The organism is Shewanella sp. (assembly GCF_047975355.1).
Classification (GTDB): Bacteria; Pseudomonadota; Gammaproteobacteria; order Enterobacterales; family Shewanellaceae; genus Shewanella.
The window spans coordinates 1-25,749 of record NZ_JBKEDJ010000078.1; the positions used below are offsets into that span (position 1 = coordinate 1).

Genomic DNA, 25,749 nt, shown 5'->3' on the forward strand with positions numbered 1-25,749 from the left:
ACCTTTGACCGCAAGATTCATTTCCTCGAGCGAAATAACCCTGAAACATCAACACGCCCTAGGTAAATTCCCAGTAAGTCGCTGCTCATTTTAATTTCAACTGGTATACTATGGCGTTTTTTCAGCAAAATTCGTGGAATCCATGCTCTATCTTCTCGCTAGCTGTATCGCACTGTTAATCGGGCCTCTGTTTTATCGCTACTTTTCATCGGGCAGCGGATTACAGAAGGGCCTCGATGGCTTTATCTTCGTCTCCTTAGGCGGATTAGTGCTGATCCATATTTTGCCTGAATTGCTCGAGCATGGAGGCCTATTGGCCATCGTCTTTGTGGTACTCGGCCTCTGGGGACCGACCGCCAGTGAACGCTTATTCCATCGCTACTCAGAGATCACCCATAATCTCACCCTGTCACTCGGGATTGGCGGTCTTTTACTGCACACCATCACAGATGGCGGCGCTATGGTGCTGGCGCAGCAGGATGGCAATTCCAGCCTATTGGCGCTCGGGGTGATATTGCATCGACTACCCGTAGGCCTTGCCATTTGGTGGTTACTCAAGCCTCAAGTCGGAACGCGTTGGGCAAGTTTGGTATTAGTCGCCATGATGCTGCTCACTGGCGTGGGTTATTTCGCGGGCGAGCAATTATTATCCCAACTCAGTCTAGATAATACCGTTTATTTGCAAGCCTTTGTGACAGGCTCCATCCTGCACGTTGTGCTGCATCAACCCCATGGTCAACATGGTCAACATGATACGGATACGCAAGGCCAGTATGAATATCAGGCTGGTATCGGCAGTTTACTGGGGATTGGATTATTGATGGTGCTGTTACTGATGGATTCTGGCGGCCATGAACATGCCCACCACGATCACAGCACCGAACAGCTGACAACTTGGTTGATGACCATAGCACCCGTGCTTTTGCTAAGCTACGCCGCAGCGGCGCTGCGATTCCAGTTAGGCTTGACGCCACAGGATAGCAGTCTTGCCCGCCGTTGGTTCCAACGCTTAGCTGGCCCTGAGGCGCTAGTACTGACAGCACTGTTGCTCGGTCCTTGGTTAGCGCTATTCCAACTCCTAGTGGTGTTTATAATAAGCGCTTATCTCGCCCATGCTAGGGTCGAGATCACTGATCCCCATACTAAATTGCCCAATAACTCGCTGCGCTTCGGCTTTGCCCATTTGGTTGATCGCAGCGCTCCTTGGGTGCTCCTCAGTCTAGTGTTAGTCAATCTGATAGGTCATCCTTCGGTGCCGTTAAGCAATCCCATGTTGCAGATTGCCGTGCTCTTGCTGGTCTTTTTACCCATGCGCTTCTGTAACTTAGGAGCAGCAGTGCTGTCGATTGCCCTTGCCTATAGTGGCTGGAGCCCTTTGGCTATCATATTGCCTCTGATTGCCGCGCCAGTGCTGAACTTCGCCCAGCTTAAACTCATGAGCTGGCCACAGCGTGGAATTTTGCTGGCAATTATTGCTGTATCACTGGTAGCAGCGCTTAAGTTGCCTATGTGGTTCTCGTTAAGCACTTTACCCGAGGCAATTAACTTAGCTGCACTGCTTATCCTATCTGGCTTATTTGCCGCAAGTTTACTGCGCCTTGGGCCTCGTAAGTTCTTGCGCCGCTTAATGTTGTTAAAACCTGCTGCCCATGGTCATAAGCACGGCCATGAGCATGCACACACGCATTCCACTGCGTCAGAAACCTCCCATGATCACGGGCATGGCCACTCTCATACACACAGCCAGAGTAGCAACCATGGTCATTCCCATGGTGATGGCAATAAGCACCACCACTAACGCTGTTCATTTGCCGACAGACAGGCTAAGTTAATCCTACTTCTAGGATAAATTTAGCCTGTTATGTGCATACTCTTCGTCGCCCTTAATACCCATCCTCAATATCCGCTGATTATTTGCGCGAATCGGGATGAGTTTCACCACAGGCCAACAGCCCCAGCACAATTTTGGCCGCCGGAACAGAATATGCTTGCGGGCAAAGATTTACAGGCGGGTGGCACTTGGTTTGGCGTAAATAAACAAGGGCAAATTGCCGGAGTCACTAACCTTAGGGTGGCTCAAAAATCCCAAGAGTCGATGCGCAGCCGCGGCGAGCTGATTATTAAAGCATTGAGCTCAGGATCACTTGTCTGCCCTAACTGGCTCGAGGAACACGCCGAAGATTATCAGCCATTTAACTTAGTGTTTGGCCAAGGAACGAATCTCTACTGCTTTAACAGCCTTAAGCGGAACACGGTAAAACTCACCCAAGGATTTCATGCGATTAGCAATGGTGCACTCGATGATATCTGGCCGAAAATGGCTAAAGGGCAACGCTCGCTCGAGGCCCTCATTCAACAATCGGGGCCACTTGAGCTAGAATCGCTCATTCAGTTGATGCAGGATGATTCGCGGCCACAGGATAACGAACTACCCGACACTGGCGTAGGGTTAGAGTGGGAACGTCGTTTAGCGGCGATTTATATTCATCACCCTGACTATGGCACCCGCTCCACCAGTATTTTGCTACAAGATGCCCAAGGGGAAGTTCAGTTTACCGAGGTCAGATACGATGGTAAGGGTCGGCGGCTAGGGCAGCAGGACTTTCACTTCAGCCTGCCACCACAATTACCCAAAGAGCCGGACTGTCTCGCCAACTTTTAGTGGATCAGTCCGAACTGTGGTCCATAGTGATCACCCAACGGTCATCAATTTTTTCCACCAGTAGGGTAAATACCCCCGAGGGAGCATCCTTTTGCCGCTTTAAGTCCCAACGCCCCACCACCATAGCGGCATAGTTGCTAAGCATTTTGATTTCTTTAATAGTGAACTTCAGCTCACCCAGCGCCTCTTTATTTGGATAGTTTTTCTTGTAGGCGGCAAGGGTTTCATCCCAGCCGTAACGAAACTTACCGTTAGAGACAAATCTCAGCTGCTCGTTCTTCCAATAACCCTGCATGTAAGCGTCAAGATCGCCGCGGTTCCACGCATCTTGCTGACCTTTTAGCATCTGGGCAATGTCATCCGTTGGCACCGCATTCGCCTGCCCGACAAACAGCAACATCAGTACTGCGAGGCACTGTAAAATGTGTTTTTTCATCAATCCCTGTCGCAACATAGTATCCCTCCCCAACAATCAGGTAAAAATGTACTATAACGAATTTGGCACAGACTATCTTGCCTAAGCCGATTTATAATTAAAAAAAGCTGATGATATTATTCATTTTTCGACTCTGAGCACCAAACCATGTTTACACATTTATGCCACTGGCTACTCAAAATTTCAGGCTGGCAAATCCAGGGGGAACTCCCCAATCAAGCCAAATACATAGTGATTGTCGCGCCACACACCAGCAACTGGGACTTTATCATCGGCGTGCTCGCCCGCGGTGCCTTACACACCCGCATACACTTCCTCGGTAAGCATCAATTGTTTATTCCGCCTTGGGGTTGGTTCTTCCGTGCTATCGGTGGCAGCCCTGTTGATAGGCGTAAAAACAATAACTTAGTCGATGCTGCGGTGCAGTTATTTGCCACCCAGCCAGACTACAAGCTCGCGCTCGCCCCCGAAGGCACTCGCAGCCCTGTTACCCGTTGGAAATGCGGCTTCTACCATATAGCCACCAAGGCTGAGGTGCCAATCGTACCTGTGGGTTTAGACTTTTCCCGTAAGGCAGTCGTAATCCAACCGCCGCTACAACCAAAGGAAATAGAACAAGATATGGCGGAAATCCTCAGCTTTTACCGCAGTATTAAAGGGCGCCATCCCAAAACGATCCCCGACTATACGCCCGACAACAAAGGTTAATGCCTGAGGAATAACGGAGCAAAATATGCAGTTCGAAACTTGGCTACTCTACCTTTTTGCGATTGTGTTGATTGGGATTTCCCCCGGGCCTATCGCCATATTGTCTATGTCCCACGGTATTCATTTCGGTAAAAAACGCAGTATTGCTACAGGGCTTGGCAGTGTCAGCGCCGCACTGGTGCTGATGGCGGCTTCGGCGGCAGGATTAGGCGCCATTATCAGCGCCTCGGAATACGGCTTTAGCCTACTCAAGTGGTGCGGCGCCGCCTACCTGGTGTTTTTGGGCATTAAGCTATTGCTCACTAAGCAGCAAGGGCAAAAGCTGGAAGTGACGAAAACCGAAGGAACAGGTACAGCTAAGCAACTCTTTAAGCAGGCATTTTTAGTGGGGATCAGCAATCCTAAAGATTTACTGTTTTTTGCGGCGTTATTTCCACAATTTATCGATTTAACCGTACCACAAATACCGCAACTGACGATTCTTGCCCTCACTTGGGCGCTCGTCGATTTTAGCTTTGTGATGCTGTACGCCTCTATGGCTAATGTGCTGGCCCCGAGCCTAAAGGCCAGCAACAAATTACATTGGTTTGACCGCTCCAGCGGCGGCGTGTTTCTCACCCTCGCCGCCATCTTGGTCAGTCGGGACTAGCCATCCACTTTCACCGATTTTAAACTGCGGATATCGTTGCCCGTCGGCGCTTGGAAAGCCTGCAAACCAAACTCGGGCAACACGGCAAAGATATGGTCGAAGATATCCGCCTGTATCGCCTCATAAAAAGCCCAGCGGGTATCGTTAGTGAAGATATAAATCTCGATCGGTAGACCCTCGGTGGTCGGTGCCAGTTGGCGCACCATCAGGGTCATATCCTTGTGTACTTTATCGTGGCGCTGCAGGTATTCCTGCAAATAGGCGCGGAAGGTGCCGACGTTGGTCAGATGACGGCCGTTGACCTTCATATCCAGATCCGACACTTTGGCATTCGACTCTTGGATCTCGCTGATCTTGGCGGGAAAATACTCTTTCAAGCAATTGATTTTACTGAGGCGATTTCGCTCTTCCTCGGTTAAAAACTTAATGCTGTTGATATCGATATTGACCGCGCGCTTGATACGACGACCACCCGATTCCGACATGCCGCGCCAGTTACGGAACGCATCCGACACTAAGGCATAGGCGGGGATCATAGTAATGGTCTTGTCCCAGTTACGCACTTTGACTGTAGTTAAGGACACTTCCTCCACCGCACCGTCGGCGCCGTACTTGTCCATTTGGATCCAGTCGCCCTTGCTGACCATACGGTTAGCCGCAAGCTGGATCCCCGCCACAAAGCCTAAAATGGTGTCGCGGAACACTAGCATCACAAAACCCGTTGCCACACCTAAACCGCTGAGGAAGTACACGGGTGACTGATCCGCTAGTACGGAAATCGACACAATTAGGCCGACAAAGAATAGGAACAGTTTGATTAGCTGCACAAAGCTTTTTACTGGCAAACGGCGGCTCACCAGATTGACATCGGAAATCTCATTTACCGCATCGAGCCCAGCGTAAATGGCGCGGATCATCAGGATAACCAGCCAAATACTCAATAGGCGATCGACTAAACTGCTGAGTACGGGATGCTCGGTTAAGGTGATAGGCACTAGAAGGTTGAGCACAATAGCAGGCACTAACATGGCCAGCTTTTCCAGCACGCGGTAACGCATAAACACATCGTCCCACGTCGCCTTGGAGCGCAGGATCACCATGTTAACCGCACGGATCACCCCCCGGCGCATAATAAAATAGGCAATGGCCGCCACCAACACACAGGCAAGCAGCATAATGCTGGTCGACATGCCGTCGGATGGTTGGCTGTCGATCCCGATACTCGATAGCCAGCTCGAGATTTGAAGGCGAATTTCTTGATCCACAATCTACTCCTAGAAAAACGGCTGGGTTATCTGCCCAGGTCAGCCATGCCAAGATAAGGGCATAGGGTTGCGAAAGCATCACGTGCAACAGTGGCACATTCAGCAACAAATATTTCACAACCATATATTTTTAAAAAGATTTTAGCACCCGAAGCTAAGTGCTTAAAGCGCGTATCTGTGTAAATGCCGCATGAGTCTACAACAACTTCCTTTAGACTCGGTTTAGCCGCAACTATTGCTCTAATTCGGCTTGCGCTTGATGTAGCTCGGCCTGAGCCTCTGCCACCTTTTGGCGTTTCTTAGTGATCTTTTCCATCGATTGACCGCTAGCGATGGCTTCGCTGAGTTCATTTTGGCGCTCGACTAATTTAGCCTCTTTGGCCTCGACCTTAGCTAAACGCTCGGCGTATAACGGGTCATCCTCACAATTGGCGGCTACCGCCGCCTCAAGCGCCTTCGCTAATCCATTGGCCTTCGCTTGATTTCCCACCGCTTTGGCCTCGGTAAGTTGCGCTTCAATGGCTGCTAATTTTGCCCCACAGCTCTTTTGGGGTTCCTCCTGCGCCAAGGCAACGCCGCTGCACAATAATGCGATTAAGTATCCATATCGACAAAACATGGCAACCTCCTTTACCTAACTTCAATAGTCCGATGGGGTTGATAGTGCCATAGCTTATAACCACATGCTGAATTTGTGCTGAGTAAAATCGACTTTATTGGTACAAATGCAACTTAGTCAGTGACTTAATGGCAGTAAATTGTTTATGTTAGGACAAAATATTGACTCAGACGGATATCGGAGCCAGAAACCATGCCCAGTTCATTTCGCCTAAGCGCGCTCAGCTCATTATTACTGCTCTCTTCATCAGTGATGGCTGCCGATGTGGCGACTATCACCCTAGAGAATGGCGCTCAAGTCAGATTGAAAGATGACTTCACTTGGGAATATATCATCACAGAGACTAAAGTCGCCGAAGTGCCTGCGGTTGCCACAGTTGCAGCCCCAAGTGCGGCGGTGACATCAACTGCGGCAGCGACTGCAGTAGCCACCAGCACACCCGCCATTGAAGCTGCAACGCCGGTAACCACCCTAACCGCTAATGCGATAGCAAGACCCGAACTCTTAGGGTCTACCGCCAAAGATGGCATTAAAGTCACCTTCAACGAGAGCCAATGGAAGGGCGATAAACTTGGCCTGACCTTCGAGCTGACTAGCACTAGTGGCGAGCACGTGACCTTAGTCGAGGTCGAAGCCAGCTTCTTTGCCGACGATGGCACCTTACTCAAAACCGAAAAGCTGGAAGTTTGGGAAGCCATTTTCCGCATGCCAGAAACCTACCTACGCAAAGGCGAGCAACGCAAGAGCCCGGTGATTTGGGTCGAAGGCGTAGATAAAAGCCGTTGGCAGAAACAAATGATTAATCTCAAAATCACTGAGATTAACTCACGCTAATCCGACAAATGAGATAAGGAATTGGATTTAGCTTTCAATTCCTTACAAACTCAAACGGGTGTTATCAGGTGAAGAATAAACTACAATTGCCAGCATGTCCTTATTCCCCAAATGAGCCAGATGCTTGATGCCCAATAGATATTCATCTCTCGGTCTTACACTCTTGCTCTATGCTGTCAGCTATCAGGCCATTGCCGACACGGTTTTTCTGAATAATGGCGATAAAATTACCGGTGAAATTAAAGCCCTAGATGAGCAAAATCTGGTTATTTCCCGATATTCCCACCATTGAATACATTTCTGACTCGACCTTTGGGCTTAAATACCTGCTAACACAACAGATTTACCTCTCATTTAAATACGATATCAATGAGACTAAATCCGCTGTGCAGCATTCGCAGGATATTTCCTACAGCCTAGGTTTAGGGGTTAACTTCTAAGTTTATTGAGGTTTTACCACGCAGGTCATTTCTGGCGCTTCGTATCCCCAGACAATTTTGGCTTCGCCATGGTGTTCCCACAGACTCTCGTTTCGGCCCTGATACTTAGCACCACTGCCACTGGGCTGAACAAACATCAAGGACGTTTGATCGCCATGCTCGGCTATCAGAGTGGCAGGCTCAGTCTTAAAGTAACTGACCACCACCTCATTGGCAGGATACCCCTCACAGGCATAAAACACCGGGCCGATCATTTCCACTAGGCGATACTGCGCTTGTAGCTCGGCAATCCGCGTCTGATAACTCGACTCGACACAAGCGCGTTTATCTTCACTCTTCCAACATTCATTACGCCCTTTGACCCAACCTCGCTGCATGGCTTTTAATACGGGAGGTTGCTCATTCTTTGCTTTATCAGTTGCTTGAGCGTAAACCTCGGCCAACTGTTGATCTAGCTTAGTCAAGCCCGCATCCTGACACACTATCTCTTCGATACTGCCTGCCTGAACCTTGCTACAGTCAAAGGAAGGCTTTTCTGCAGCCATAGCAGGAATATTTAAGGCCACAGCTAAAAGCACCGCCACTCCTGTGGTTTGCATATTGATTATCTTAGTTAATTTCATTGCAGCATCCCTTTATCTAAGACCCCTAGAGCTCTCTTGTCCATAGCTAATCCTAACTCTGCTTAACCTAAGCTGACTTAAGCTAAATCCCCTTCTTTGAGCGAGCAAAAATCAGCACTTAGCCGCAAATACCAGCCAATATTAGCTCTACAAGCTAACGGCTTTTCACAAACTCGAGTAAGTGTAGTGCAGCCTTGTCGGTTATCCCAAGAGTGTCCATTGAACGGACAATCGCGCGGACACATTTAAAGCCATAGTGCGGACACTTTAGACTCTTCACGCGAACACAATTTTTATCATGCTGATAAATAAAGAATATTTAATTGGCATATATTCTGCCTAGTCAGTGGGCCATCACACTTATCCCTATACAAGGAAGCATTATGAACACTCACACAAAAGTATTCGGCGGTTTATTGATCCTCGCGCTCATCCCCTATGGGATTTGGGCTACGCAGCAGGCAACTACTACGTCATCCGCCGAAACCAACATCTCGATCAATAGCCGTAACTATCCTGACTTTTCGTGGATTTATGTTCGCCAAGATGGTGAGCTCACTATAGGTGCGGGTGAGAGCCAAGATTGGAATAAACTCAAACGCCAAAAGAATCCTTACCAAACGGACTATCTGTGGGTCAAAACGGCTGGAAACAGCTATGTGATCACCGATCCGGCCTTAGTTAATCAAGTGAAAGAGGCCGTGCGCCCAATGCAGAACCAAGGCGAGAAGATGCAGTATCTAGGTGAACAAATGCAGGTTAAGGGTGATACCATCAGCGCCGAAACCAACAAACTCTTAGCGAATATCGCCTTGGGGGAAAAAGATGCAGAGGTTAACGAGCAAATTGAAAGTTTAGGCGCATCGATGGAAGTGATGGGCAAAGAGATGGAACAACTCGGCGAGCAGCACCAAGCGTTAGTCGATGTGGCCGAGAAGCAGGTTTACGACCTGGCGCAAAACGCGATAAAAAATGGCACCGCAGTATTAGCACCTTAAGCCATTATTAGCACTTAAGGGTAAATTATCGGTGATCCCTGTTATAGAGATTGAATTTCCTAGTGAAATTGACTATTTTCACGCCGCTTTGTTATTTCACTAGGAAAAGGATCAACATGGAACAAGCGATAAGTACAGGGAACGACAACCCCATTCAAATGGCAGATACCGTCTATTCGAAAGAAAAGTCACTGTTTACAATTTTAGCGATTATTTCAGGGCTGATTTGGGCCGTGCTGATCTTAGCCACCAAAGGTCTCGCCCTGATTTATGTGCTGATGTTTTTTATCATTTACCTCTTTACCCACTCGGCGTTTATCAGCTACCTAAAGGGCACGGCGGTTGAAATCAGCCCTGAGCAGTTCCCCGATTTACACAAACAATACCTCGCCTGCTGTGAGCGTTTAGAGATTAAAGAACCGCCCCGCGCCTACCTGCTAGCCGCCGATGGCATGCTAAATGCCCTCGCCACCCGCTTTCTGCGTCGCAACTACATAGTGCTGTTCTCATCGATTGTGGATGCACTCGAGTCCGATAAAGATGCCCTTAACTTCTATATCGGCCATGAGCTGGGCCATATTCGCCGTAACCATATTGGTAAAGAGCCGCTGTTAGTGTTCGCCACTTGGCTGCCATTAGTCGGCGCCGCCTACGCCCGCGCCTGCGAGTACAGCTGCGACCTGCACGGTCTGCGTTGCTGCAATAGCCTACGTTCGGCCACCAATGCGGTTGCCGTATTAGCCGCTGGGGTTGAGCAATGGAAACGGATGAATGTGGATCAATATATTCGCCAAACCCAAGAGTCGAGCGGATTTTGGATGTCCTTCCATGAGCTTAATAGCAGCTATCCATGGCTGACTAAACGTATGGCAAGAGTACAAGCGACCGCGCAAGGCAAAGTGTATGCAGCGCCTTCTCGCAGTGTATTCGCCTACCTCTTTAGCCTGTTTATGCCACGTATGGGCACAGCAGGTGGCGGGATTATCATCCTTGCGGCCATTATCGGTGTGGCCGCTGCGGTCGCGATTCCCGCATATAAGGAATACCAAGAGAAAGCGGGCGCAGCCAGCATTAACTATGATGATGCCAACTACGCCACCAGCACCCCGCAAATGGACTCTGAGCCCGCTAACGTGCCCGATGCCGCACTGGCAATCGAGCATATAGACCAGTTACATCAATCATTAGCGCCGATTACCGGGGTGCTGACTCAGTACTACCAAAGCCATAAAGCTTGGCCGACCGAGTTAGAGCCGCTAGGCTTTAGCGATGAGCAGCTAACCACCTTTAACCTCTATTCCGATGGCATAGTCGGATTTGTTGGAGGCGAAACCCTAGGGGATTACCAAGACTATGAGGTGTATCTATCACCCCAAGTCGATGAGCAAGACAATATCACTTGGGTGTGCAGCAGTAGCGGTATTCCCGACGAATATTTACCCGCCGATTGCCAAGGCTAATCTTAGGCTTACTACCCCAGTATTAAGGTGAAGGCCCATCTCCTCACCCATAAATTAAAAAGGCACAAACGATAAGTTTGTGCCTTTTCTTTATTTTAAATGCTTATATCTTAATTAAAAGCTTGGCAGTGTGCCCTTTGGCAAGTAAGCATTAAAACTTGAGGTATAAAGCAGATCCGTTGCCGCTTCGATATCCGGCGCAAAGTATCTGTCTTTATCATAGTAGGCAACCACTTCGCGTAGCTCGGCCTTCGCCTGCGCCACTGCTTTGCTTGGCATTAATGGCGCCCGGAAATCCAGACCTTGGGCCGCCGCCAATAGCTCAACCGCCAATACGCCGCGGGTATTTTCACTCATATCCCGCAGACGACGGGCAGCGAAGGTCGCCATAGACACGTGGTCTTCTTGGTTTGCCGAGGTAGGTAAGCTGTCGACCGACGCAGGGTGCGCGTAGGTTTTGTTCTCAGATGCCAGCGCTGCAGCAGTCACTTGAGCAATCATAAAGCCCGAGTTCACCCCGCCGTTTTTCACGAGGAAAGGTGGCAGTTTAGATAGGCTAGAATCGATGAGCAGCGCGATACGACGCTCTGCAATCGCGCCTAATTCGGCAATCGCAATCGCCAAATTATCGGCAGCCATAGCAACCGGCTCGGCGTGGAAGTTACCGCCGGAGATAATGTCGCCGGTATCTTGGAATACCAGCGGGTTATCGGTCACGCCATTGGCCTCAGTGCCTAATACTTCGGCCGCGTGGCGAATTTGCGTCAAGCAAGCGCCAAGTACCTGTGGTTGGCAACGCAGTGAGTAAGGATCTTGCACCTTTTCACAGTTTGCATGGCTCACGCTGATCTCAGACTCTTCACCCAACAGATGACGGAACACCATGGCCGAATCAATTTGTCCCTTCTGACCACGGGCGGCGTGGATGCGTGGATCGAACGGGCTGCGGCTACCCATGGCAGCTTCAACACTCATCGCACCGATCACTGAGCTGGCAGCAAACAAGTCTTCAGCGTGGAACAGGCCTTCCAGCGCCAGCGCGGTAGAAGCCTGAGTACCGTTGAGCAGGGCTAAGCCTTCCTTCGCGGCTAAATCGATTGGCTTGAGGCCAGCGATTTCTAAGCCTTCGGCGGCCGAAATAATCTGACCTTGATAGCTCATCTCGCCTTCACCCAACAGCGGCAAACACATATGGGCTAACGGCGCTAAGTCGCCAGAGGCACCCACAGAACCTTTTTCAGGCACGCAAGGATAAACCTCGGCATTCACTAGGCTAATAAGGAAGTTAATCACTTCTAAGCGGATACCCGAGAAGCCACGGCTTAGGGAGTTGATCTTTAACACCATCATCAGGCGCACAGTCGCGTCCTGCATGTATTGGCCCGTGCCCGCCGCGTGGGATAACACGATAGAGCGTTGCAGTAATTGCAGATCTTCCGGGGCAATCTTAGTGTTGGCCAGCAGACCAAAACCTGTGTTGATGCCGTAAACGGTGCGACCTTCATCCAGCACCTTTTGCACGATTTGCGCGCTGGTGTTGATCTCGGTAATCGCCTCTGGTGCCAGTTCGAGTGTCAGCTTATGGCGGCTGATTTCACGCAGTTGCGCCAGACTTAAACTGCCAGGCGTTAATACTAAATGATTGACTGATTTCATTTTTACATCCGTATTCTTGTCGTTGTTTTTCACGGTTTGTTGAATAGTTAGTCTTTAAGCATGGGCAGATCTAAGCCCTGCTCTTTTGCACAGTTTTTCGCGATCTCATAACCCGCATCCGCATGGCGCATCACGCCTGTCGCTGGGTCGTTCCACAGCACGCGACCAACACGTTTAGCGGCGGCCTCAGTACCGTCACACACGATCACCACGCCCGAGTGTTGGCTAAAGCCCATGCCGACACCACCACCGTGGTGCAGCGACACCCAAGTCGCGCCGCTGGCAGTGTTCAGCAGTGCGTTCAGTAATGGCCAGTCAGAGACTGCGTCTGAGCCGTCCATCATAGATTCGGTTTCACGGTTAGGGCTAGCAACTGAGCCTGAATCTAAGTGGTCACGACCAATGACGATGGGCGCCGACAGCTCGCCGTTTTTCACCATCTCGTTAAAGGCTTGGGCTAAACGCGCACGGTCCTTTAAGCCCACCCAGCAGATACGCGCTGGTAGACCTTGGAAGGCGATACGCTCACGGGCCATATCTAACCAGTTGTGCAGGTGTGGATTGTCGGGGATCAGTTCCTTCACTTTGGCGTCGGTCTTGTAGATATCCTCAGGATCGCCAGACAGGGCCACCCAACGGAACGGGCCGATGCCTTCGCAGAAGAGTGGACGAATATAAGCAGGCACAAAACCGGGGAAATCGAACGCGTTTTTAACGCCGGTTTCGAAGGCCATTTGGCGAATGTTGTTACCATAGTCTAAGGTTGCCGCGCCTGCCGCTTGCAGATCCAGCATGGCTTGCACTTGTACCGCCATCGAGGCTTTAGCCGCTTTTACGACTGCTGCTTCGTCGGTTTTACGCATGTCAGCCGCTTGCGCCATGGTCCAGCCCTGAGGCAAATAGCCGTTCAGCGGATCATGGGCAGAGGTTTGGTCGGTGACAACATCAGGAGTAATGCCACGCTTCACTAATTCGGCAAAGATATCGGCGGCGTTAGCCAGCAGGCCCACAGATACGGGTTTGCCCGAGGCATTGGCGTCGTTGATCATAGCCAAGGCTTCGTCTAATGAAGTGGCTTTTTTATCCACATAACGGGTACGTAGACGAAAATCGATACGGGTTTCATCCACCTCACAGGCAAGCACAGAGAAACCCGCCATAGTCCCGGCCAGCGTTTGCGCGCCGCCCATACCACCTAAACCACCGGTGAGGATCCACTTACCGGCAGCCACGCCGCCAAAGTGTTGTTTTGCCACGGCAACGAAGGTTTCGTAGGTGCCTTGGACAATGCCCTGAGTACCGATATAAATCCACGAACCCGCGGTCATCTGGCCATACATCGCCAAACCTTGCTTATCTAACTCGTTGAAGTGCTCCCAGTTTGCCCAATGTGGTACTAGGTTAGAGTTAGCAATCAGCACGCGCGGTGCATCCGCGTGGGTGCGAAATACGCCCACAGGTTTGCCCGATTGCACCATTAAGGTTTCGTCGTCTTCGAGGCGTTTAAGCACTTCGATAATCTTGTCGTAGCAGTCCCAGTCGCGGGCCGCGCGGCCGATACCGCCGTAAACCACTAAATCCTCTGGGCGCTCGGCCACATCGGGATGTAAGTTGTTCATTAACATGCGCATTGGCGCTTCGGTTAACCAGCTTTTACAGCTTAATTGGCTACCATGGGGCGCAATAATACGGCGGCTTGGGTCGTGTCGCTTGTCCATTGAGATGTCCTCTTTCAACCTGTTGAACTCACTCGCCATTTGGCTAAGTGCTATTGTTTTTATTGTGTTTTTGTCGCTAAACATCGGATGAATACCATAAGCCTTCACCTCTGTTTGCGTACGTTATTTATGAATGTCAGGTGTCCGCCGAGCTTAAAGCGGCTACCCGGGTGTACTAATTTGGCAAAACTCACCACCCCTTGGCGCGACCAAGTGCGGCGTGAAATCTGTAAACAGGGTTCGGTCGCCGGAATGGCTAACCTCTGCTGCAATTCGCTACTGGCAATAATGGCTTCGATGGTGTGGTGCGCCTCGGTCAGCGGCGCCACCTGCGACAGGTATTCATGGGGTGTCTGCTCGCTAAAGTCCTGCGCCAGATAGTCGGGCGCAAAGGCGGGATTCACATAACGCTCCTCAACTTGCAGCGGCACGCACTGCTCGCAATGCACTAACACCGAATGAAACACCGGACTCCCGAGCTCCAGCGCCAGTGCGATGGCGATAGGCGCGGTAGCGTTTACTTGCTCAAGTGCCAACTGCTGCACACTGTAACCGTGACCACGGTCTTTGATTTCATCGGCAATGTTGCGGATCGCCAACATGGAGGATTGCGACTTTCGCCCCGCCACAAAGGTGCCAAGTCCCTGTGAGCGTTCAAGCACGCCGTTGTCTGTTAGCTCAGTCAAGGCGCGCCGCGCCGTCATCCGGCTACAGACAAACAGTTCGGCCAGCTGGTTTTCCGAGGGGACGCGGGCATTTTCTTCCCACTCACCAGACTCGATACAGCCAATGATATATTGCTTAATTTCTGCAAACTTAGGCGTAGCCAAAACTCTTCCTCAAGATAAAATCTACCTAGGTTTGGCATGGTAGGTACTCACACACCAAAACACTGAGCCACTTTCAAACGTTCAAAATTGCGGCTACAATCCTAGCTTGTATATACAAGTAAATACAAGCTAGCTCACATAACTTTCGATAATAAGGAGTTTGCGGGGCCCAAAAGCCAACGCAGCGAGGGATAACAATGTCTTGGGATCAGGTTTGGATAGACGTTAACGTAGCAACAATGGACCCTTCCATATCAGCACCTTACGGCGCAATTACCAATGCGGCTATCGCAGTTAAAGACGGTAAAATTGCCTGGTTAGGCCCACGCAGCGAGCTGCCTGCCTTCGATGTGTTGTCCATTCCTGTTTACAGGGGCAAGGGCGGTTGGATCACTCCAGGGCTGATTGATGCCCACACCCATTTAGTATTTGCGGGTAATCGTGCCAACGAATTTGAGCTACGCCTAAAGGGCGCCACCTACGAGGAAATCGCCCGTGCTGGCGGCGGCATTATTTCCACAGTTAACGCCTGCCGTGAAGCCGACGAAGCCGAGCTATTTGACCTCGGGCGCCAGCGTTTAAATGCCTTGGCGAAGGAAGGCGTTACCACGGTTGAGATTAAATCAGGCTATGGCTTAGATACCGAAACCGAACTCAAAATCCTACGCGTGGCCCGCGAACTCGGCCAACATCATCATGTGGATGTGAAGACCACCTTCCTCGGTGCCCATGCGGTGCCACCCGAGTTTAAAGACAATAGCGACGGCTATGTCGACTTAATTATCAATAAGATGCTGCCTGCAGTGATCGCCGAAAACCTCGCAGATGCGGTGGATGTATTCTGTGAAAATATCGCCTTTAACCTAGAGCAAACCGAGCGGGTACTGAGCGCCGCCAAGGCGGCTGGCCTGCAAGTTAAACTGCATGCCGAGCAGTTATCCAATATGGGCGGCTCTGAATTAGCCGCACGTTTAGGGGCTAAGTCGGTTGATCATATTGAATATTTAGATGAGGCAGGTGTTAAAGCCCTAAGTGAAAGTGGCACCTGCGCCGTGCTGTTACCGGGCGCGTTTTACTTTTTGCGGGAAACCCAAAAACCGCCTATCGACTTATTGCGTCAATACGGTGTGCCTATGGTGCTCGCCAGCGACTTTAACCCCGGCTCATCGCCCATCTGCTCGACCCTGCTGATGCTGAATATGGGTTGCACCCTATTCCGCTTAACGCCAGAGGAAGCGCTCGCAGGTTTAACATTGAATGCCGCTAAGGCGCTAGGGATTGAAGAGAGTGTCGGCAGCTTAGTGGTTGGTAAACAGGCGGATTTCTGTCTGTGGGATATCGCCACCCCGGCGCAACTCGCCTATAGCTACGGCGTAAATCCCTGCAAGGATGTGGTAAAAAACGGTAAGTTAGTGCATCAATAACCCGCGGTTCAGCTAACCAAGGTCGCCATGGATACTGGCGGCTTTGTTTAGTCATCATATCTGCGGTTATTGAGCGCTATTCTCTAACTGCTCATCTTCTTGTTTTACCAGCTTATGCTCGCCTTCATTACAGCCGATTTTCCAGTAACTTGATGTATAAAAATGGCTTTTCGGTAAGTCGTATGTCTGCTTTAGCAGCTTTCTTAGGGCGCGCATACTGCTAAATTCACAGGCGAGCCATACGGCGCCTTGCCCCTCAAGTTTTGGCAACCGGGCAATGCGTTCGGCTAAGGGCTTACCTTCTGGGTCTGCCTCTGGATTAATTACCCAATGCAATTGCACATGGCTAGGATGCACTAAGGGCTGAATATCGGCCTCACTTAGCACCTCAATCACAGCGTAACCCACGGCATTGCTTGGCAATTGCGCCAAGTTCACGCTGATGGCGGGCAAGGCCGTCATATCCCCTGCCAGTAAAAACCATTCGGCGTCTAAGTTGATCAATTTTTTCAGTCCGGGGCCACCAATTTGGATTATATCCCCAATCTCGGTCGACTTTGCCCAACGGGATGCGGGGCCATCGGTGTCGTGCAGCACAAAGTCTACATCGATTTCATTCGCCCGCTGCTGACGAATGGTATAAGTGCGCATTAATGGCCGCTCATCCCCCAGCTGCGGAAACAGTAACTTGATATAGGCGCTTTCTTGATCGGCGGGAAAACCTGCAAAGCCAGCGCCGCCTAAGGTGACACGTAGCATATGTGGCGTGATTTGGGTTTTACCTATCACGGTCAATTCGCGCGGAGCGGGTCTGTTCATACTTAAACTCCAAAAAGATAAATGGCACTCAATTGTTAGCTTTCCGCCACGCTATCGCTGATCTGGTTGGCAATACGGATAAACACCGCAATTTCATCCTGATCGAGTGCTTGGGTCATATGGGCAACGGTGGCTTTTTCGGCGGCAATAATTTGCGTCATCAACTGCTCGCCATGTGCCGTCGGCCTCAGCAACTGACTACGGCCATCCTTAGGATTATCGACTTTTAGGATATAACCGCCCTGCTGTAGCTCATTGAGCACCCGCGTAATTTGGGCTTTATCCCGCTGCATACGCATGGCAATAGACTGCGCCGTGGCCTCGGGATGACGGCAAATCCCCTTGAGCGCCCGAATATGGGTCACAGGCAATTCAATCTGCTGCGCGGCAATATCCGCGCGCAGCTGTTTTTTGTAGGCATGCACTAATCTGTGCAAGGTTTCACCGAGGGAAGTGGCTGACATAATGGCATCTCGATATAGTTGACAGTATCAACAATATCGATGTTGGTTGATTGTGTCAACCAAATAACCATTGGGTGAATGACTGATTAAGATCAACAAAACTTACGGCCATGAGTCAATCCAATTCATCCACTCAAAACGAGTAACAAAATTCTTGCGGCTTGGATGCAATAAACTGCTAGGATAACCGTTCAAATTTGAGCTTGATCACACAAAACACGCTTTAACACTTGGGGTGTCGGTTCGATAACGGATTTGCCTCAATGTCTTTGTATGAGTAACCCGATGAAAAGAATAATAAATGCTTTAATGCTGGCCATGTTAGCAACGGGCTGTAGCGATCCAAACCCAACACAGACCAATCAAACCGCTGAGCAGGCCAAGGCCGAAAAGGCCATCCCAGTATTAAGCCTTAAGCAGCAACTCGCGCCAATCACCCAGCGTTATTTTGCCCTTAGACCCGAAATCGCCACCTATTATGGCGTGGCCGAGGATGAGGCGGGCAAGGATGTACTCTCTAAACTGACCGATTACAGCCCGTCGGGGGAAAATCATCGCCGTAAAGCGCTTAAGGCCATATTAACCGAACTCAATGCTATCGATGCCAGCCAGCTTAGCGCCTCGGAGCAAGTGAGTTTAGGGTCGATAAAATCTGAAATCGCTGGCGCCCTGTTGCCTGCCGAAACCGTGGCCTATGGCACTATGCTCGGTGAATACGGCGTTTGGTTTTTACCTTATGTCGTCAACCACTTATCGGGGCTGCACGTTGAATTTCCGGGGTATATGGAAGATAAGTTTACGGTCACCACCCCAGAGCAAGCTAAGGCCTATCTCAACCGTTTAAGCATGTACCCAGCCGCCATGGGCACAGTTATCGATAAGCTGGATCAAGATGTACAGATGGGGGTAATCCCACCCGATTTTATTATCGATAAGACCATAGCCGTGTTACAGCAACAGTTAGTGCACCATGCTAGTGAACATCCCTTAGTCAGCAGTTTTAAAGCCAAATTAACCGCCGCCCAAGTACCAGAAAGTGAGGCGTTGGTGAACTCAGCCGCCGAACTGGTGGAGACTAAATATTACCCTGCGACGCGCCAGTTGATTTCCGCACTGCAAGCGGTGCGCCTCAAGGCCACCCATGTGGCGGGACTCGGGCACCAGCCTCAGGGTGCGAAACTCTACAAGGCGATGATTAAGCACCTCGCCAATTCGGAGATGACCCCAGATGAGATCCACCAACTGGGATTAGACGAAGTTGCCCGCATTACGGCCGAGATGGATGTGTTACTCAAACAAGTGGGTTACCGCAAAGGCACAGTTGGCGAGCGCATGCAGCGATTGCTTAAGGATCCTAAATACAACTATCCCAACACCGCCGAGGGTAAACAGCAGTTAATGACGGACATTCACGGCTATCTGGCGAAAGTGAATGCCAAATTACCGCTGTGGTTTGGGCTGTTACCGAATCAAGAAGTTGCGGTTGAAGCCGTGCCAGATAGTCGCGCCGCCGCAACCAGCGGTGCATTTTACGATGCGCCTTCACAGGATGGTTCACGTAAGGGCACCTTCTGGATAAGTCTGTACGATATGGCGGCGCTGCCCTCCTATTCGCTGCAAACCTTAACCTATCACGAGACCAATCCCGGCCATCATCTACAGACTCTCATCGGTCTGTCGGATACCTTGCCGCTGCTGAGTACCATTTTTTACTCTAATGCCGCGGGTGAAGGTTGGGCGCTGTATGCCGAGCGCTTAGCCGCCGAGATGGGCATGTATCAGGATAATCCAATTAACGATCTTGGCCGCTTGCAGTCTGAGTTACACCGCGCAGTGCGCTTAGTGGTCGACACCGGTATGCATGCTAAGGATTGGAGTCGTGAGCAAGCCATTGATTATGCAGTGGCGACTGAGGGAATACACCTCTCTGAAGCCACGGGCGAAATCGAGCGCTATGTGGTTTGGCCGGGGCAAGCCTTAGGTTACAAGCTGGGCGAGCTGAAAATTATCGAACTGCGCACTAAGGCCAAAAAAGCCTTGGGCGATAAGTTTGATATTAAAGTCTTCCACGACAGGCTGCTCGAAAATGGCGCCTTGCCCTTAGATTTATTGGAGCAAAAGATGGATCAGTGGCTCGAATCCGCTAAGGCGGCCAATGCTGCCGCCGAGACTAAGGTTTAATTCGGGTAAAACCGCTAAAATCATCTCAATATAGGGGCTGCTTAGGCGGCCCCTTTTTTTACGGCTCCCTTGGTTTTTACGGCTTCCTTTGTTTTCAGGACTCAGGTTAATCCGCGAAGCGACCTTGATACTTGCCGCTTAAATAGCGGATCACCACAAAACCGACAACACCTGGCAGTGCCCACGACAGCAGACGCAAATTGCCATGGTCGATAAACAAACGGCTGCCACCAAAGGCGAAAAGGCGGTGTAACAGGCGATACCCGAGCCAATCATGGCGCCTAAATGCTCTATCCACCATTCTAATTTGGTCAGGGTCGCCTTAACGCTATAACGCAAGAATCCCGCCCCAACCGTAGTACCTAATAGGCCGAAAATCATCGCGAGGATCAGCTTTTCTTGGTATCCCCATATCGCCATCACGGGGCCAAGTAGCGTCAAGGTCAGCATTAACGACAAATGCAGCGGCGATTTTAATTGCTGACGCTGCGCCTTATAACGCAGAACCAACACACCATGCCTAACGGTTACTAAGGTTAACAAGCTGATATAGATGAGAAATAGGCATTTTTACGATCCGCAATCTGCGCCGCTAAGGCGTCGGCACTGGCTGTAGACTGTTTAATCACGGCGAGCGGATCAATTAGGCCCGTCGTTGCCAGCGCCACGCCCGTCACCGCCACTGTATACATGGCATAGAAATAATAATGCCCAAAACGACTGTGATTCGCGCCGTCCTTTTTCAGCATGGCAGGCATCCAAAATAACACTAATGCCAGTGCACCCGCGGTAATATGCACAAATTGCGACAGGGTGAAAATCGTGTTCATCATCTTGCTCCATCAAAGTTTGAAGCTTGATGGTAACGAGCACGGGGAGTCACCCATAAGTGCCAAAAGTCATGTTTTAAGCTGTAGCATAAAGCAGCCACAGAATGTGGCTGCAATTGAGTTGACTGTTGCTATAACCCAGTATGTTTATCCAGCCTTAAGGTATCGATGATCGAGAAGGTATAACCTAGCTCAGTAAACATCCGCTCGATATTGAGCTTAAAATCGATGGGGCGATCTAAATCGAGTTGATTGATAAAGAAATGGTGTTTTGTCGGGATCTTAATCAGCAATTGTTTTTGATAGAAACAGGCTTCAACCTCGGCATTTAACTCGCGGCCTAGGGCCAAGAGATTCTCCATCATCAAGGGATTGAGTAAGTAGCGCGCCTCGACTTGGTCGCTGCTATACACCTCAAAACAACGCTCGAAACGCACATCCTCAAGCTTGACCCGCGATAACTTAGTCTTAAACCCCTCAATACGATTTTTTAAACTGCCCTTATCCGTGACTAACAGCGTGGTACCGTTGAATCGCTTAGGAATATTGCACACCAGCAGCACACCATTGAAGATGGTCTCTCGCTCAACCGAGCCATTGTTGTTCGATTTAGTGTTGTAAGCATCGACCTCGTAAAACTGGAACGTCACCTTGTTATAGGTTCCTTTAAGGCAATTTTGCGCATACTGTTTATCGGTTTTAGGCAGCAGCCCCAACTCCAGAAAGGTTGAGAAATCCACCTTAGGCTCCCTCGTTAACGCATAATCATTGCCGAAGTACTTGAGACTAATAGGGTAGAGTTTTTCAAAGGCGGCATTATAGAGTTCATTGCTTTCCTTGCCCGAGGCAATGGCCACTAGGGCTATCACTGGAATCGGCAAAAACGCGCCAATCATCAAAGGCACAAAATAATCCATAGGCACCAGCATAAACTGGACCCCGAGCAGCCCGGCGAAGGCGCCCAAAATCACCGTGATGCATAGGTAGTAGATTGGGGTGGTGAACTTAGCATTTTCACGCCGCCTCTGGTTCACGCCCTCACGTTTTGCTTCAAAGGGGGCGCATTTAGGGGCGATTTTTTGTTTGTAATACTTCTGAAAGGGAATACGGTGATCTTCGGGAATATCAAATTCAATCGAACTCATTGGCTCCTACTCTTACGACTCAAATCCATTTAGGCCAATGATTTTACGGATTTTATTCCAGCAAGGCCAGTTTAAGGCCAACAAATGACCGATTAAGCCCGAGCCAGCCTACGACCACGGCGCTGCAATAAGCCAAAAATAATCAGCACTCCAAAGGTGGCACTAAAGAGGGTTAAGGCCCTAGCCACGCCGTAAAAATCCGTGAGATTAAAGGAAACCCCATCCGCCCACAGCACTAAGGAACCTAAGGGTAATTGCATCGCCACCGCGGCGTACCAATCGAATGGCAATAGAGGAAACAGTCGCTGATAGCTAAATAACATCAGCCCAGAGAGCAGCAATAATAAGCCCGCATCATGGGCACCTAACCCCAGATAAACCGGGCTAGTGTGACTGAGGTTATCGACGCTTCCGAGCAAAGCGTACATATAGCCCGCCGTTGCAACCAGTGCAAAACTCACAAAGCTTAATACCGCCAACAGAATACCTAAGCCAAATGCGGGTATATATTTCATAAACAGTCTCATCAGTGCAGGGCGCGCTCGACCTCATCCCTAAAACCCTAAAGGTGAACAAATTCAGTCGAAAGATAGTAAAGCTACAATAACAGCCAAAATTTCCCTTAGCTATTAAGACCATAGTCTTATGCCGACAACAAACTGTGGGATCATAAACAGCATAATTCTCCCCACTAAATCCAGTATTTCATCCATATCCACTAGATAAGCCTCTAAAATTCCTCATTTAATTAAGTTTCAGTCGAATAGCTGAGTGATATGGTGCACAATCTCCCACGGTCTAAGGGCGAAATCCACTAGCCAATTACCCCAATAACGCTTAGGATCGGGGTTGCATTTTTTAGCCAACATATTGTGGAGTATCAAAACATTATGGGTATCAGAGCCATAGTCGTAGACACAGCGGGCACCACGACAGACCTAAACTTTATCCAAGATGTACTATTCCCCTATTCTGTCAAAGCCTTACCAGACTTTTTAGCGCAGAACCAACACAATGTCTTGGTGGAAAACTGTATTTGCGACACCCGAGATATCGCCCTCGAACCCGATGCCGATTTAGCCCGCGTAACTGAAATTTTGCAGCAATGGGTGCATGAAGATCGTAAAGTGACCCCACTCAAAACTCTACAGGGTTTGATTTGGAAGCAAGGTTACGCCCATGGCGAATTTACAGGCCATATCTTCCCCGACTTTATCGAAGCGGTTAGCCGTTTTAGCGCGCAAAAACTGCGTATTTACAGCTTCTCTTCGGGTTCGGTTGAAGCCCAAAAACTGCTGTTCAGCCACAGTGATGGCGGCGATTTAACCGAAATGTTTAGCGGCCATTTTGATACCCGTACCGGTAACAAATTAGATAAACAAGCCTACGCCAACATACTCAACACCATCAGCCTAAGTCCTAAGCAAGTGCTGTTTGTGTCCGACGTGGTTGAAGAGCTTAAAGCCGCCGAAGCCGCAGGCATGATGACCTGCCAAATGGTGCGCGACAGCAAACAACGCACTGGCGATTTTCGCACTATCAAGAGTTTCGATGAGCTAGTGATTGAGTAACACCGACACAGCACATAAAAAGCGACCCTAGGGTCGCTTTTTGTTTATCAGGCAACCAAACCTACCTGTCCGCAGGGTGATTCACCCCATCGCAAACGGGCACATCGCCTAATTCGTAAGGGTTAACGCCTTCGAGGCAACCAAGGTTATAGCCATATTCATTGGGATTAGAGCGCCTTTGATGATGGGTATAGATACCGCACACAGAGCAGAAGTAATGTTTGGCGGTTTTGGTATTAAATTTATAGCATTTCAATACTTCTTCGCCTTTGATAATCTTCAATCCCGCCAGCGGCACTGAGCCGACGATAGCGCCCTTGCGCCGACAGATTGAGCAATCACAACGCCTTGGCATTTCAATACCATTGGGCAGCGATAACTCCAACACCACGGCGCCACAATGGCAACTGGCGAGATGCTTTGCTTGGATCTGAGTATTGCCAACGTGTTTAATCACTTAAGCTCCTTATTGATTAACGCCCCAACCTGCCATGCCGTTCAACTTGCGCTTGCCAGTTTTGCACTTGCAGCGCCTTGGCATTGATCACAGGCCCCAGCATTTGGCTCTTAGCGCGCTTAAAACCACTAAAGGCTAACGTCGCGATATCTAATTGCTTTAGGGCGGGCGCGCCTTGGAACCATTTGTAATACCAAGGGGGCGTATCCATGGTCATGATAATGCGTGAGGTTTTCCCCTTGAGCAGTCGATTGGGAAAGGTTTTCCCCTGCTGATACTGAAAGGCAAAACCGGGTAAAAATGTTCTATCAATTAACCCTTTAAACTTGGCGGGTACGCTGCCCCACCAAATGGGCACCACAATCACTAGATGGTCGGCCCAGAGAATGGCCTGCTGAAAGCGTTGCAGATCCGCCTCTAATGGCTGTTCTTGATGGTATCCCTGCGCCAAATTAGGCTCAAATTCCAACTCGCAGAGCTTTAACAGACGCACCGAATGCGACTCGCCAGCGGCCTTGGCGTAAGTGTCGGCTAAATGTTCACACAGGCTATCGGGTTTAGGATGGCCAGAAACCACCAGAATCTTTTTTGTCATAGTAAAAACCTTGAGTATTCAATATGACAACAGCTTAAGCCCTGCCCCTAGGGGCAGAGTCAAGCCTGCAATTATGCCCGGGATTCACAGGTATCCAAACCATCAATACAGGCATCGAGCCTGACTAATTTATCTTCTAATTCGCTACTCTGCCGTAGGAAATCGGCTTTGATATGCAATAAAAACAGCTGCACAGACTCAAGCTGCGCCGCCTGTTCCCCCTCGGTAAACAAGTCTTTAAGTTGCGAGAGTTTGATACCTAAGGTTTTAGCCTCTTTGATCAGCAATAACTGCTTTATATCGGTTGCGCTATAAGTGCGATAACGCCCCTTACGGATCGGCGCACTGATCAGTCCCCACTCCTCGTAGAGGCGAATCGCCTTGATCGATAGACCAGTTTGCTTCGCCACAGCACCAATATACATAGTATTTAATCCATTAAAATAATTGAAAAAATCATCATAAACCTCCAAGCCTTAGCCAGCATATCACCGCGCTTTAGGCTTGTCGCTCGCACTTTATACTGCTAGTCTGGCTTCTTAAACGAGCGTTTTAACTAGAGCTTTTGACTATGAGTAATGCAATGGAAAGTCCAACACTAAGTCCAATGGAAAAGTTTCTCGCACAGCACCCTATAGTGACCGAAATCCCTGTAGCTTGGGGCGAAATGGATGCGCTGCAACACGTCAACAACGTGGTCTATTTCCGTTATTTTGAAACCGCACGTATCGACTTTTTCAACCGTCTCTTTCCACTCGATGCCTTGTATAAATCCGGTGTTGGCCCAGTGATTAGCGAAAATCAGGCCCGCTATAAACGCCCTGTAACCTTCCCCGATACCCTATTGGTCAGTGTGAGTATTAGCGATATTCAGAACGACAGATTTACCATGCATTATCAGGCGTTTAGCAAGCAGCAACAGGCCATAACGACCCTAGGCACTTCGGTCGCTGTGATGTTTAACTTTAAAACTGGCCAAAAAGCCGAGCTTCCCACGGAATTACTCGCCATTCTTAAACAACACGAGCAAGCTTAAGCTACCGAGTCTATGGCGACATTGCCATAACACTTTAGGCCAAATCAGAAGGAGGCTGTATGTCAGAAAGAGCGCCAATAGAGGCCGCCGTTGAGCATCAACAGGATAGACAACGCTTTGTGATCCCCGTTGACGGGTATGAGGCCGTGCTGGAATACCAACTCAATGGCCAGCACATCGATTTTAATCGAACCTTTGTACCCGACGAGCTACGCGGCAAAGGCCTTGCCGAACGTTTAGTTCGCCATGGCCTGAAATGGGCCAAAGCCCAAGATTACGAGATACGAGCCAGCTGTTGGTATGTGCAGAAGTTTTTGAAATAACTGGCT

At 49.8% G+C, this 25,749-nt stretch carries 29 protein-coding genes; 13 read left to right on the top strand and 16 right to left on the bottom strand.

All coding sequences use genetic code 11. The features are described from left to right. The first annotated feature begins 142 nt into the window (after nt 1–142). Nucleotides 143–1,798, top strand: a complete 1,656-nt coding sequence (locus ACK5NH_RS17845) for a metal transporter (RefSeq protein WP_416922329.1) — start codon at nt 143–145, stop codon at nt 1,796–1,798. 63 nt (nt 1,799–1,861) lie between these two features. Next, nucleotides 1,862–2,662, top strand: a complete 801-nt coding sequence (locus ACK5NH_RS17850; RefSeq protein ID WP_416922226.1) for an NRDE family protein — start codon at nt 1,862–1,864, stop codon at nt 2,660–2,662. A 4-nt stretch (nt 2,663–2,666) separates the two neighbouring features. On the opposite strand, the gene ACK5NH_RS17855 is transcribed toward ACK5NH_RS17850, so the two are convergent. After that, nucleotides 2,667–3,116 carry a YybH family protein gene (locus ACK5NH_RS17855; RefSeq protein ID WP_416922228.1) on the bottom strand — a complete coding sequence of 150 codons (450 nt, stop codon included), beginning with the start codon at nt 3,114–3,116 and terminating at the stop codon, nt 2,667–2,669. A gap of 129 nt (nt 3,117–3,245) precedes the next feature. Between ACK5NH_RS17855 and ACK5NH_RS17860 the strand changes: the two genes are divergently transcribed. Both ACK5NH_RS17860 and ACK5NH_RS17865 read left to right on the top strand, forming a co-directional pair. After that, nucleotides 3,246–3,806, top strand: coding sequence for a lysophospholipid acyltransferase family protein (locus ACK5NH_RS17860; RefSeq protein ID WP_416922230.1), 561 nt, complete (start codon nt 3,246–3,248; stop codon nt 3,804–3,806). Nucleotides 3,807–3,831: 25 nt separating this feature from the next. Next, a complete protein-coding gene (locus ACK5NH_RS17865; RefSeq protein WP_416922232.1) occupies nt 3,832–4,455 on the top strand; it encodes a LysE family translocator in 624 nt (207 codons plus the stop codon). On the opposite strand, the gene ACK5NH_RS17870 is transcribed toward ACK5NH_RS17865, so the two are convergent. Continuing rightward, nucleotides 4,452–5,720 (bottom strand): mechanosensitive ion channel family protein, encoded by a 1,269-nt coding sequence (locus tag ACK5NH_RS17870; protein ID WP_416922234.1) that lies wholly within the window; start codon nt 5,718–5,720, stop codon nt 4,452–4,454. The two genes, ACK5NH_RS17865 and ACK5NH_RS17870, sit on opposite strands and share 4 nt — an antisense overlap. Before the next feature lie 232 nt (nt 5,721–5,952). Beyond that, nucleotides 5,953–6,339 carry a DUF1090 domain-containing protein gene (locus tag ACK5NH_RS17875; RefSeq protein ID WP_416922236.1) on the bottom strand — a complete coding sequence of 129 codons (387 nt, stop codon included), beginning with the start codon at nt 6,337–6,339 and terminating at the stop codon, nt 5,953–5,955. Between the two features lie 192 nt (nt 6,340–6,531). Between ACK5NH_RS17875 and ACK5NH_RS17880 the strand changes: the two genes are divergently transcribed. Beyond that, a complete protein-coding gene (locus ACK5NH_RS17880; protein ID WP_416922238.1) occupies nt 6,532–7,173 on the top strand; it encodes a DUF3157 family protein in 642 nt (213 codons plus the stop codon). 251 nt (nt 7,174–7,424) lie between these two features. Next, nucleotides 7,425–7,613 (top strand): hypothetical protein, encoded by a 189-nt coding sequence (locus ACK5NH_RS17885; RefSeq protein WP_416922240.1) that lies wholly within the window; start codon nt 7,425–7,427, stop codon nt 7,611–7,613. 2 nt (nt 7,614–7,615) lie between these two features. Here ACK5NH_RS17885 and ACK5NH_RS17890 read toward each other — a convergent pair whose 3' ends face one another. Next, complete coding sequence (locus tag ACK5NH_RS17890) at nt 7,616–8,212, bottom strand: MliC family protein (protein WP_416922331.1); 597 nt, start codon at nt 8,210–8,212, stop codon at nt 7,616–7,618. A gap of 407 nt (nt 8,213–8,619) precedes the next feature. On the opposite strand from ACK5NH_RS17890, the gene ACK5NH_RS17895 reads away from it, so the two are divergent. Further along, a complete protein-coding gene (locus ACK5NH_RS17895; RefSeq protein WP_416922242.1) occupies nt 8,620–9,234 on the top strand; it encodes a hypothetical protein in 615 nt (204 codons plus the stop codon). A gap of 116 nt (nt 9,235–9,350) precedes the next feature. Then, the gene (locus tag ACK5NH_RS17900) at nt 9,351–10,694 is read left to right on the top strand and encodes a M48 family metallopeptidase (protein WP_416922244.1); all 1,344 of its coding nucleotides are present in this window, start codon (nt 9,351–9,353) and stop codon (nt 10,692–10,694) included. 114 nt (nt 10,695–10,808) lie between these two features. On the opposite strand, the gene hutH is transcribed toward ACK5NH_RS17900, so the two are convergent. The 3 genes from hutH to hutC all read right to left on the bottom strand — a co-directional run bounded on the left by hutH (nt 10,809) and on the right by hutC (nt 14,898). Further along, nucleotides 10,809–12,350 carry a histidine ammonia-lyase gene (gene hutH, locus ACK5NH_RS17905; protein WP_416922246.1) on the bottom strand — a complete coding sequence of 514 codons (1,542 nt, stop codon included), beginning with the start codon at nt 12,348–12,350 and terminating at the stop codon, nt 10,809–10,811. 47 nt (nt 12,351–12,397) lie between these two features. Then, a complete protein-coding gene (gene hutU / locus ACK5NH_RS17910; RefSeq protein WP_011620933.1) occupies nt 12,398–14,068 on the bottom strand; it encodes a urocanate hydratase in 1,671 nt (556 codons plus the stop codon). A gap of 104 nt (nt 14,069–14,172) precedes the next feature. Then, complete coding sequence (gene hutC / locus ACK5NH_RS17915; RefSeq protein ID WP_416922248.1) at nt 14,173–14,898, bottom strand: histidine utilization repressor; 726 nt, start codon at nt 14,896–14,898, stop codon at nt 14,173–14,175. A gap of 197 nt (nt 14,899–15,095) precedes the next feature. Between hutC and hutI the strand changes: the two genes are divergently transcribed. Next, entirely contained in the window at nt 15,096–16,322 is a 1,227-nt protein-coding gene (gene hutI / locus ACK5NH_RS17920; RefSeq protein WP_011715377.1) for an imidazolonepropionase, read from the top strand. Between the two features lie 66 nt (nt 16,323–16,388). Here the strand turns inward: hutI and ACK5NH_RS17925 are convergent, their stop codons facing one another. Both ACK5NH_RS17925 and ACK5NH_RS17930 read right to left on the bottom strand, forming a co-directional pair. Then, complete coding sequence (locus tag ACK5NH_RS17925; RefSeq protein ID WP_416922250.1) at nt 16,389–17,141, bottom strand: siderophore-interacting protein; 753 nt, start codon at nt 17,139–17,141, stop codon at nt 16,389–16,391. A gap of 35 nt (nt 17,142–17,176) precedes the next feature. Further along, complete coding sequence (locus ACK5NH_RS17930) at nt 17,177–17,605, bottom strand: MarR family winged helix-turn-helix transcriptional regulator (protein WP_416922252.1); 429 nt, start codon at nt 17,603–17,605, stop codon at nt 17,177–17,179. 285 nt (nt 17,606–17,890) lie between these two features. Here ACK5NH_RS17930 and ACK5NH_RS17935 point away from each other — a divergent pair, with 285 nt between their 5' ends. After that, nucleotides 17,891–19,786: a DUF885 domain-containing protein gene (locus tag ACK5NH_RS17935; protein ID WP_416922254.1), complete on the top strand. Its 1,896-nt coding sequence runs from the start codon at nt 17,891–17,893 to the stop codon at nt 19,784–19,786. Nucleotides 19,787–19,936: 150 nt separating this feature from the next. Here the strand turns inward: ACK5NH_RS17935 and ACK5NH_RS17940 are convergent, their stop codons facing one another. The 4 genes from ACK5NH_RS17940 to ACK5NH_RS17955 all read right to left on the bottom strand — a co-directional run bounded on the left by ACK5NH_RS17940 (nt 19,937) and on the right by ACK5NH_RS17955 (nt 22,288). Beyond that, a complete protein-coding gene (locus ACK5NH_RS17940; protein WP_416922256.1) occupies nt 19,937–20,299 on the bottom strand; it encodes a hypothetical protein in 363 nt (120 codons plus the stop codon). A 23-nt stretch (nt 20,300–20,322) separates the two neighbouring features. Next, nucleotides 20,323–20,619 carry a hypothetical protein gene (locus tag ACK5NH_RS17945; protein WP_416922258.1) on the bottom strand — a complete coding sequence of 99 codons (297 nt, stop codon included), beginning with the start codon at nt 20,617–20,619 and terminating at the stop codon, nt 20,323–20,325. Between the two features lie 128 nt (nt 20,620–20,747). After that, complete coding sequence (locus ACK5NH_RS17950) at nt 20,748–21,761, bottom strand: DUF3137 domain-containing protein (protein WP_416922260.1); 1,014 nt, start codon at nt 21,759–21,761, stop codon at nt 20,748–20,750. Nucleotides 21,762–21,853: 92 nt separating this feature from the next. Beyond that, a complete protein-coding gene (locus ACK5NH_RS17955) occupies nt 21,854–22,288 on the bottom strand; it encodes a hypothetical protein (RefSeq protein WP_416922262.1) in 435 nt (144 codons plus the stop codon). Nucleotides 22,289–22,651: 363 nt separating this feature from the next. On the opposite strand from ACK5NH_RS17955, the gene mtnC reads away from it, so the two are divergent. Then, nucleotides 22,652–23,332, top strand: coding sequence for an acireductone synthase (mtnC, locus tag ACK5NH_RS17960; RefSeq protein WP_416922264.1), 681 nt, complete (start codon nt 22,652–22,654; stop codon nt 23,330–23,332). A gap of 61 nt (nt 23,333–23,393) precedes the next feature. Here the strand turns inward: mtnC and ACK5NH_RS17965 are convergent, their stop codons facing one another. From ACK5NH_RS17965 to ACK5NH_RS17975, 3 genes are all read right to left on the bottom strand, one after another. Continuing rightward, nucleotides 23,394–23,789 carry a GFA family protein gene (locus tag ACK5NH_RS17965; RefSeq protein WP_416922266.1) on the bottom strand — a complete coding sequence of 132 codons (396 nt, stop codon included), beginning with the start codon at nt 23,787–23,789 and terminating at the stop codon, nt 23,394–23,396. Between the two features lie 16 nt (nt 23,790–23,805). After that, a complete protein-coding gene (locus ACK5NH_RS17970) occupies nt 23,806–24,384 on the bottom strand; it encodes an NAD(P)H-dependent oxidoreductase (RefSeq protein ID WP_416922268.1) in 579 nt (192 codons plus the stop codon). Between the two features lie 71 nt (nt 24,385–24,455). After that, the gene (locus tag ACK5NH_RS17975) at nt 24,456–24,809 is read right to left on the bottom strand and encodes a MerR family transcriptional regulator (protein ID WP_416922271.1); all 354 of its coding nucleotides are present in this window, start codon (nt 24,807–24,809) and stop codon (nt 24,456–24,458) included. 182 nt (nt 24,810–24,991) lie between these two features. Between ACK5NH_RS17975 and ACK5NH_RS17980 the strand changes: the two genes are divergently transcribed. Next, nucleotides 24,992–25,420, top strand: a complete 429-nt coding sequence (locus tag ACK5NH_RS17980) for an acyl-CoA thioesterase (protein ID WP_374905392.1) — start codon at nt 24,992–24,994, stop codon at nt 25,418–25,420. A gap of 59 nt (nt 25,421–25,479) precedes the next feature. Then, complete coding sequence (locus ACK5NH_RS17985; RefSeq protein WP_416922273.1) at nt 25,480–25,743, top strand: GNAT family N-acetyltransferase; 264 nt, start codon at nt 25,480–25,482, stop codon at nt 25,741–25,743. Nucleotides 25,744–25,749: the final 6 nt, after the last annotated feature.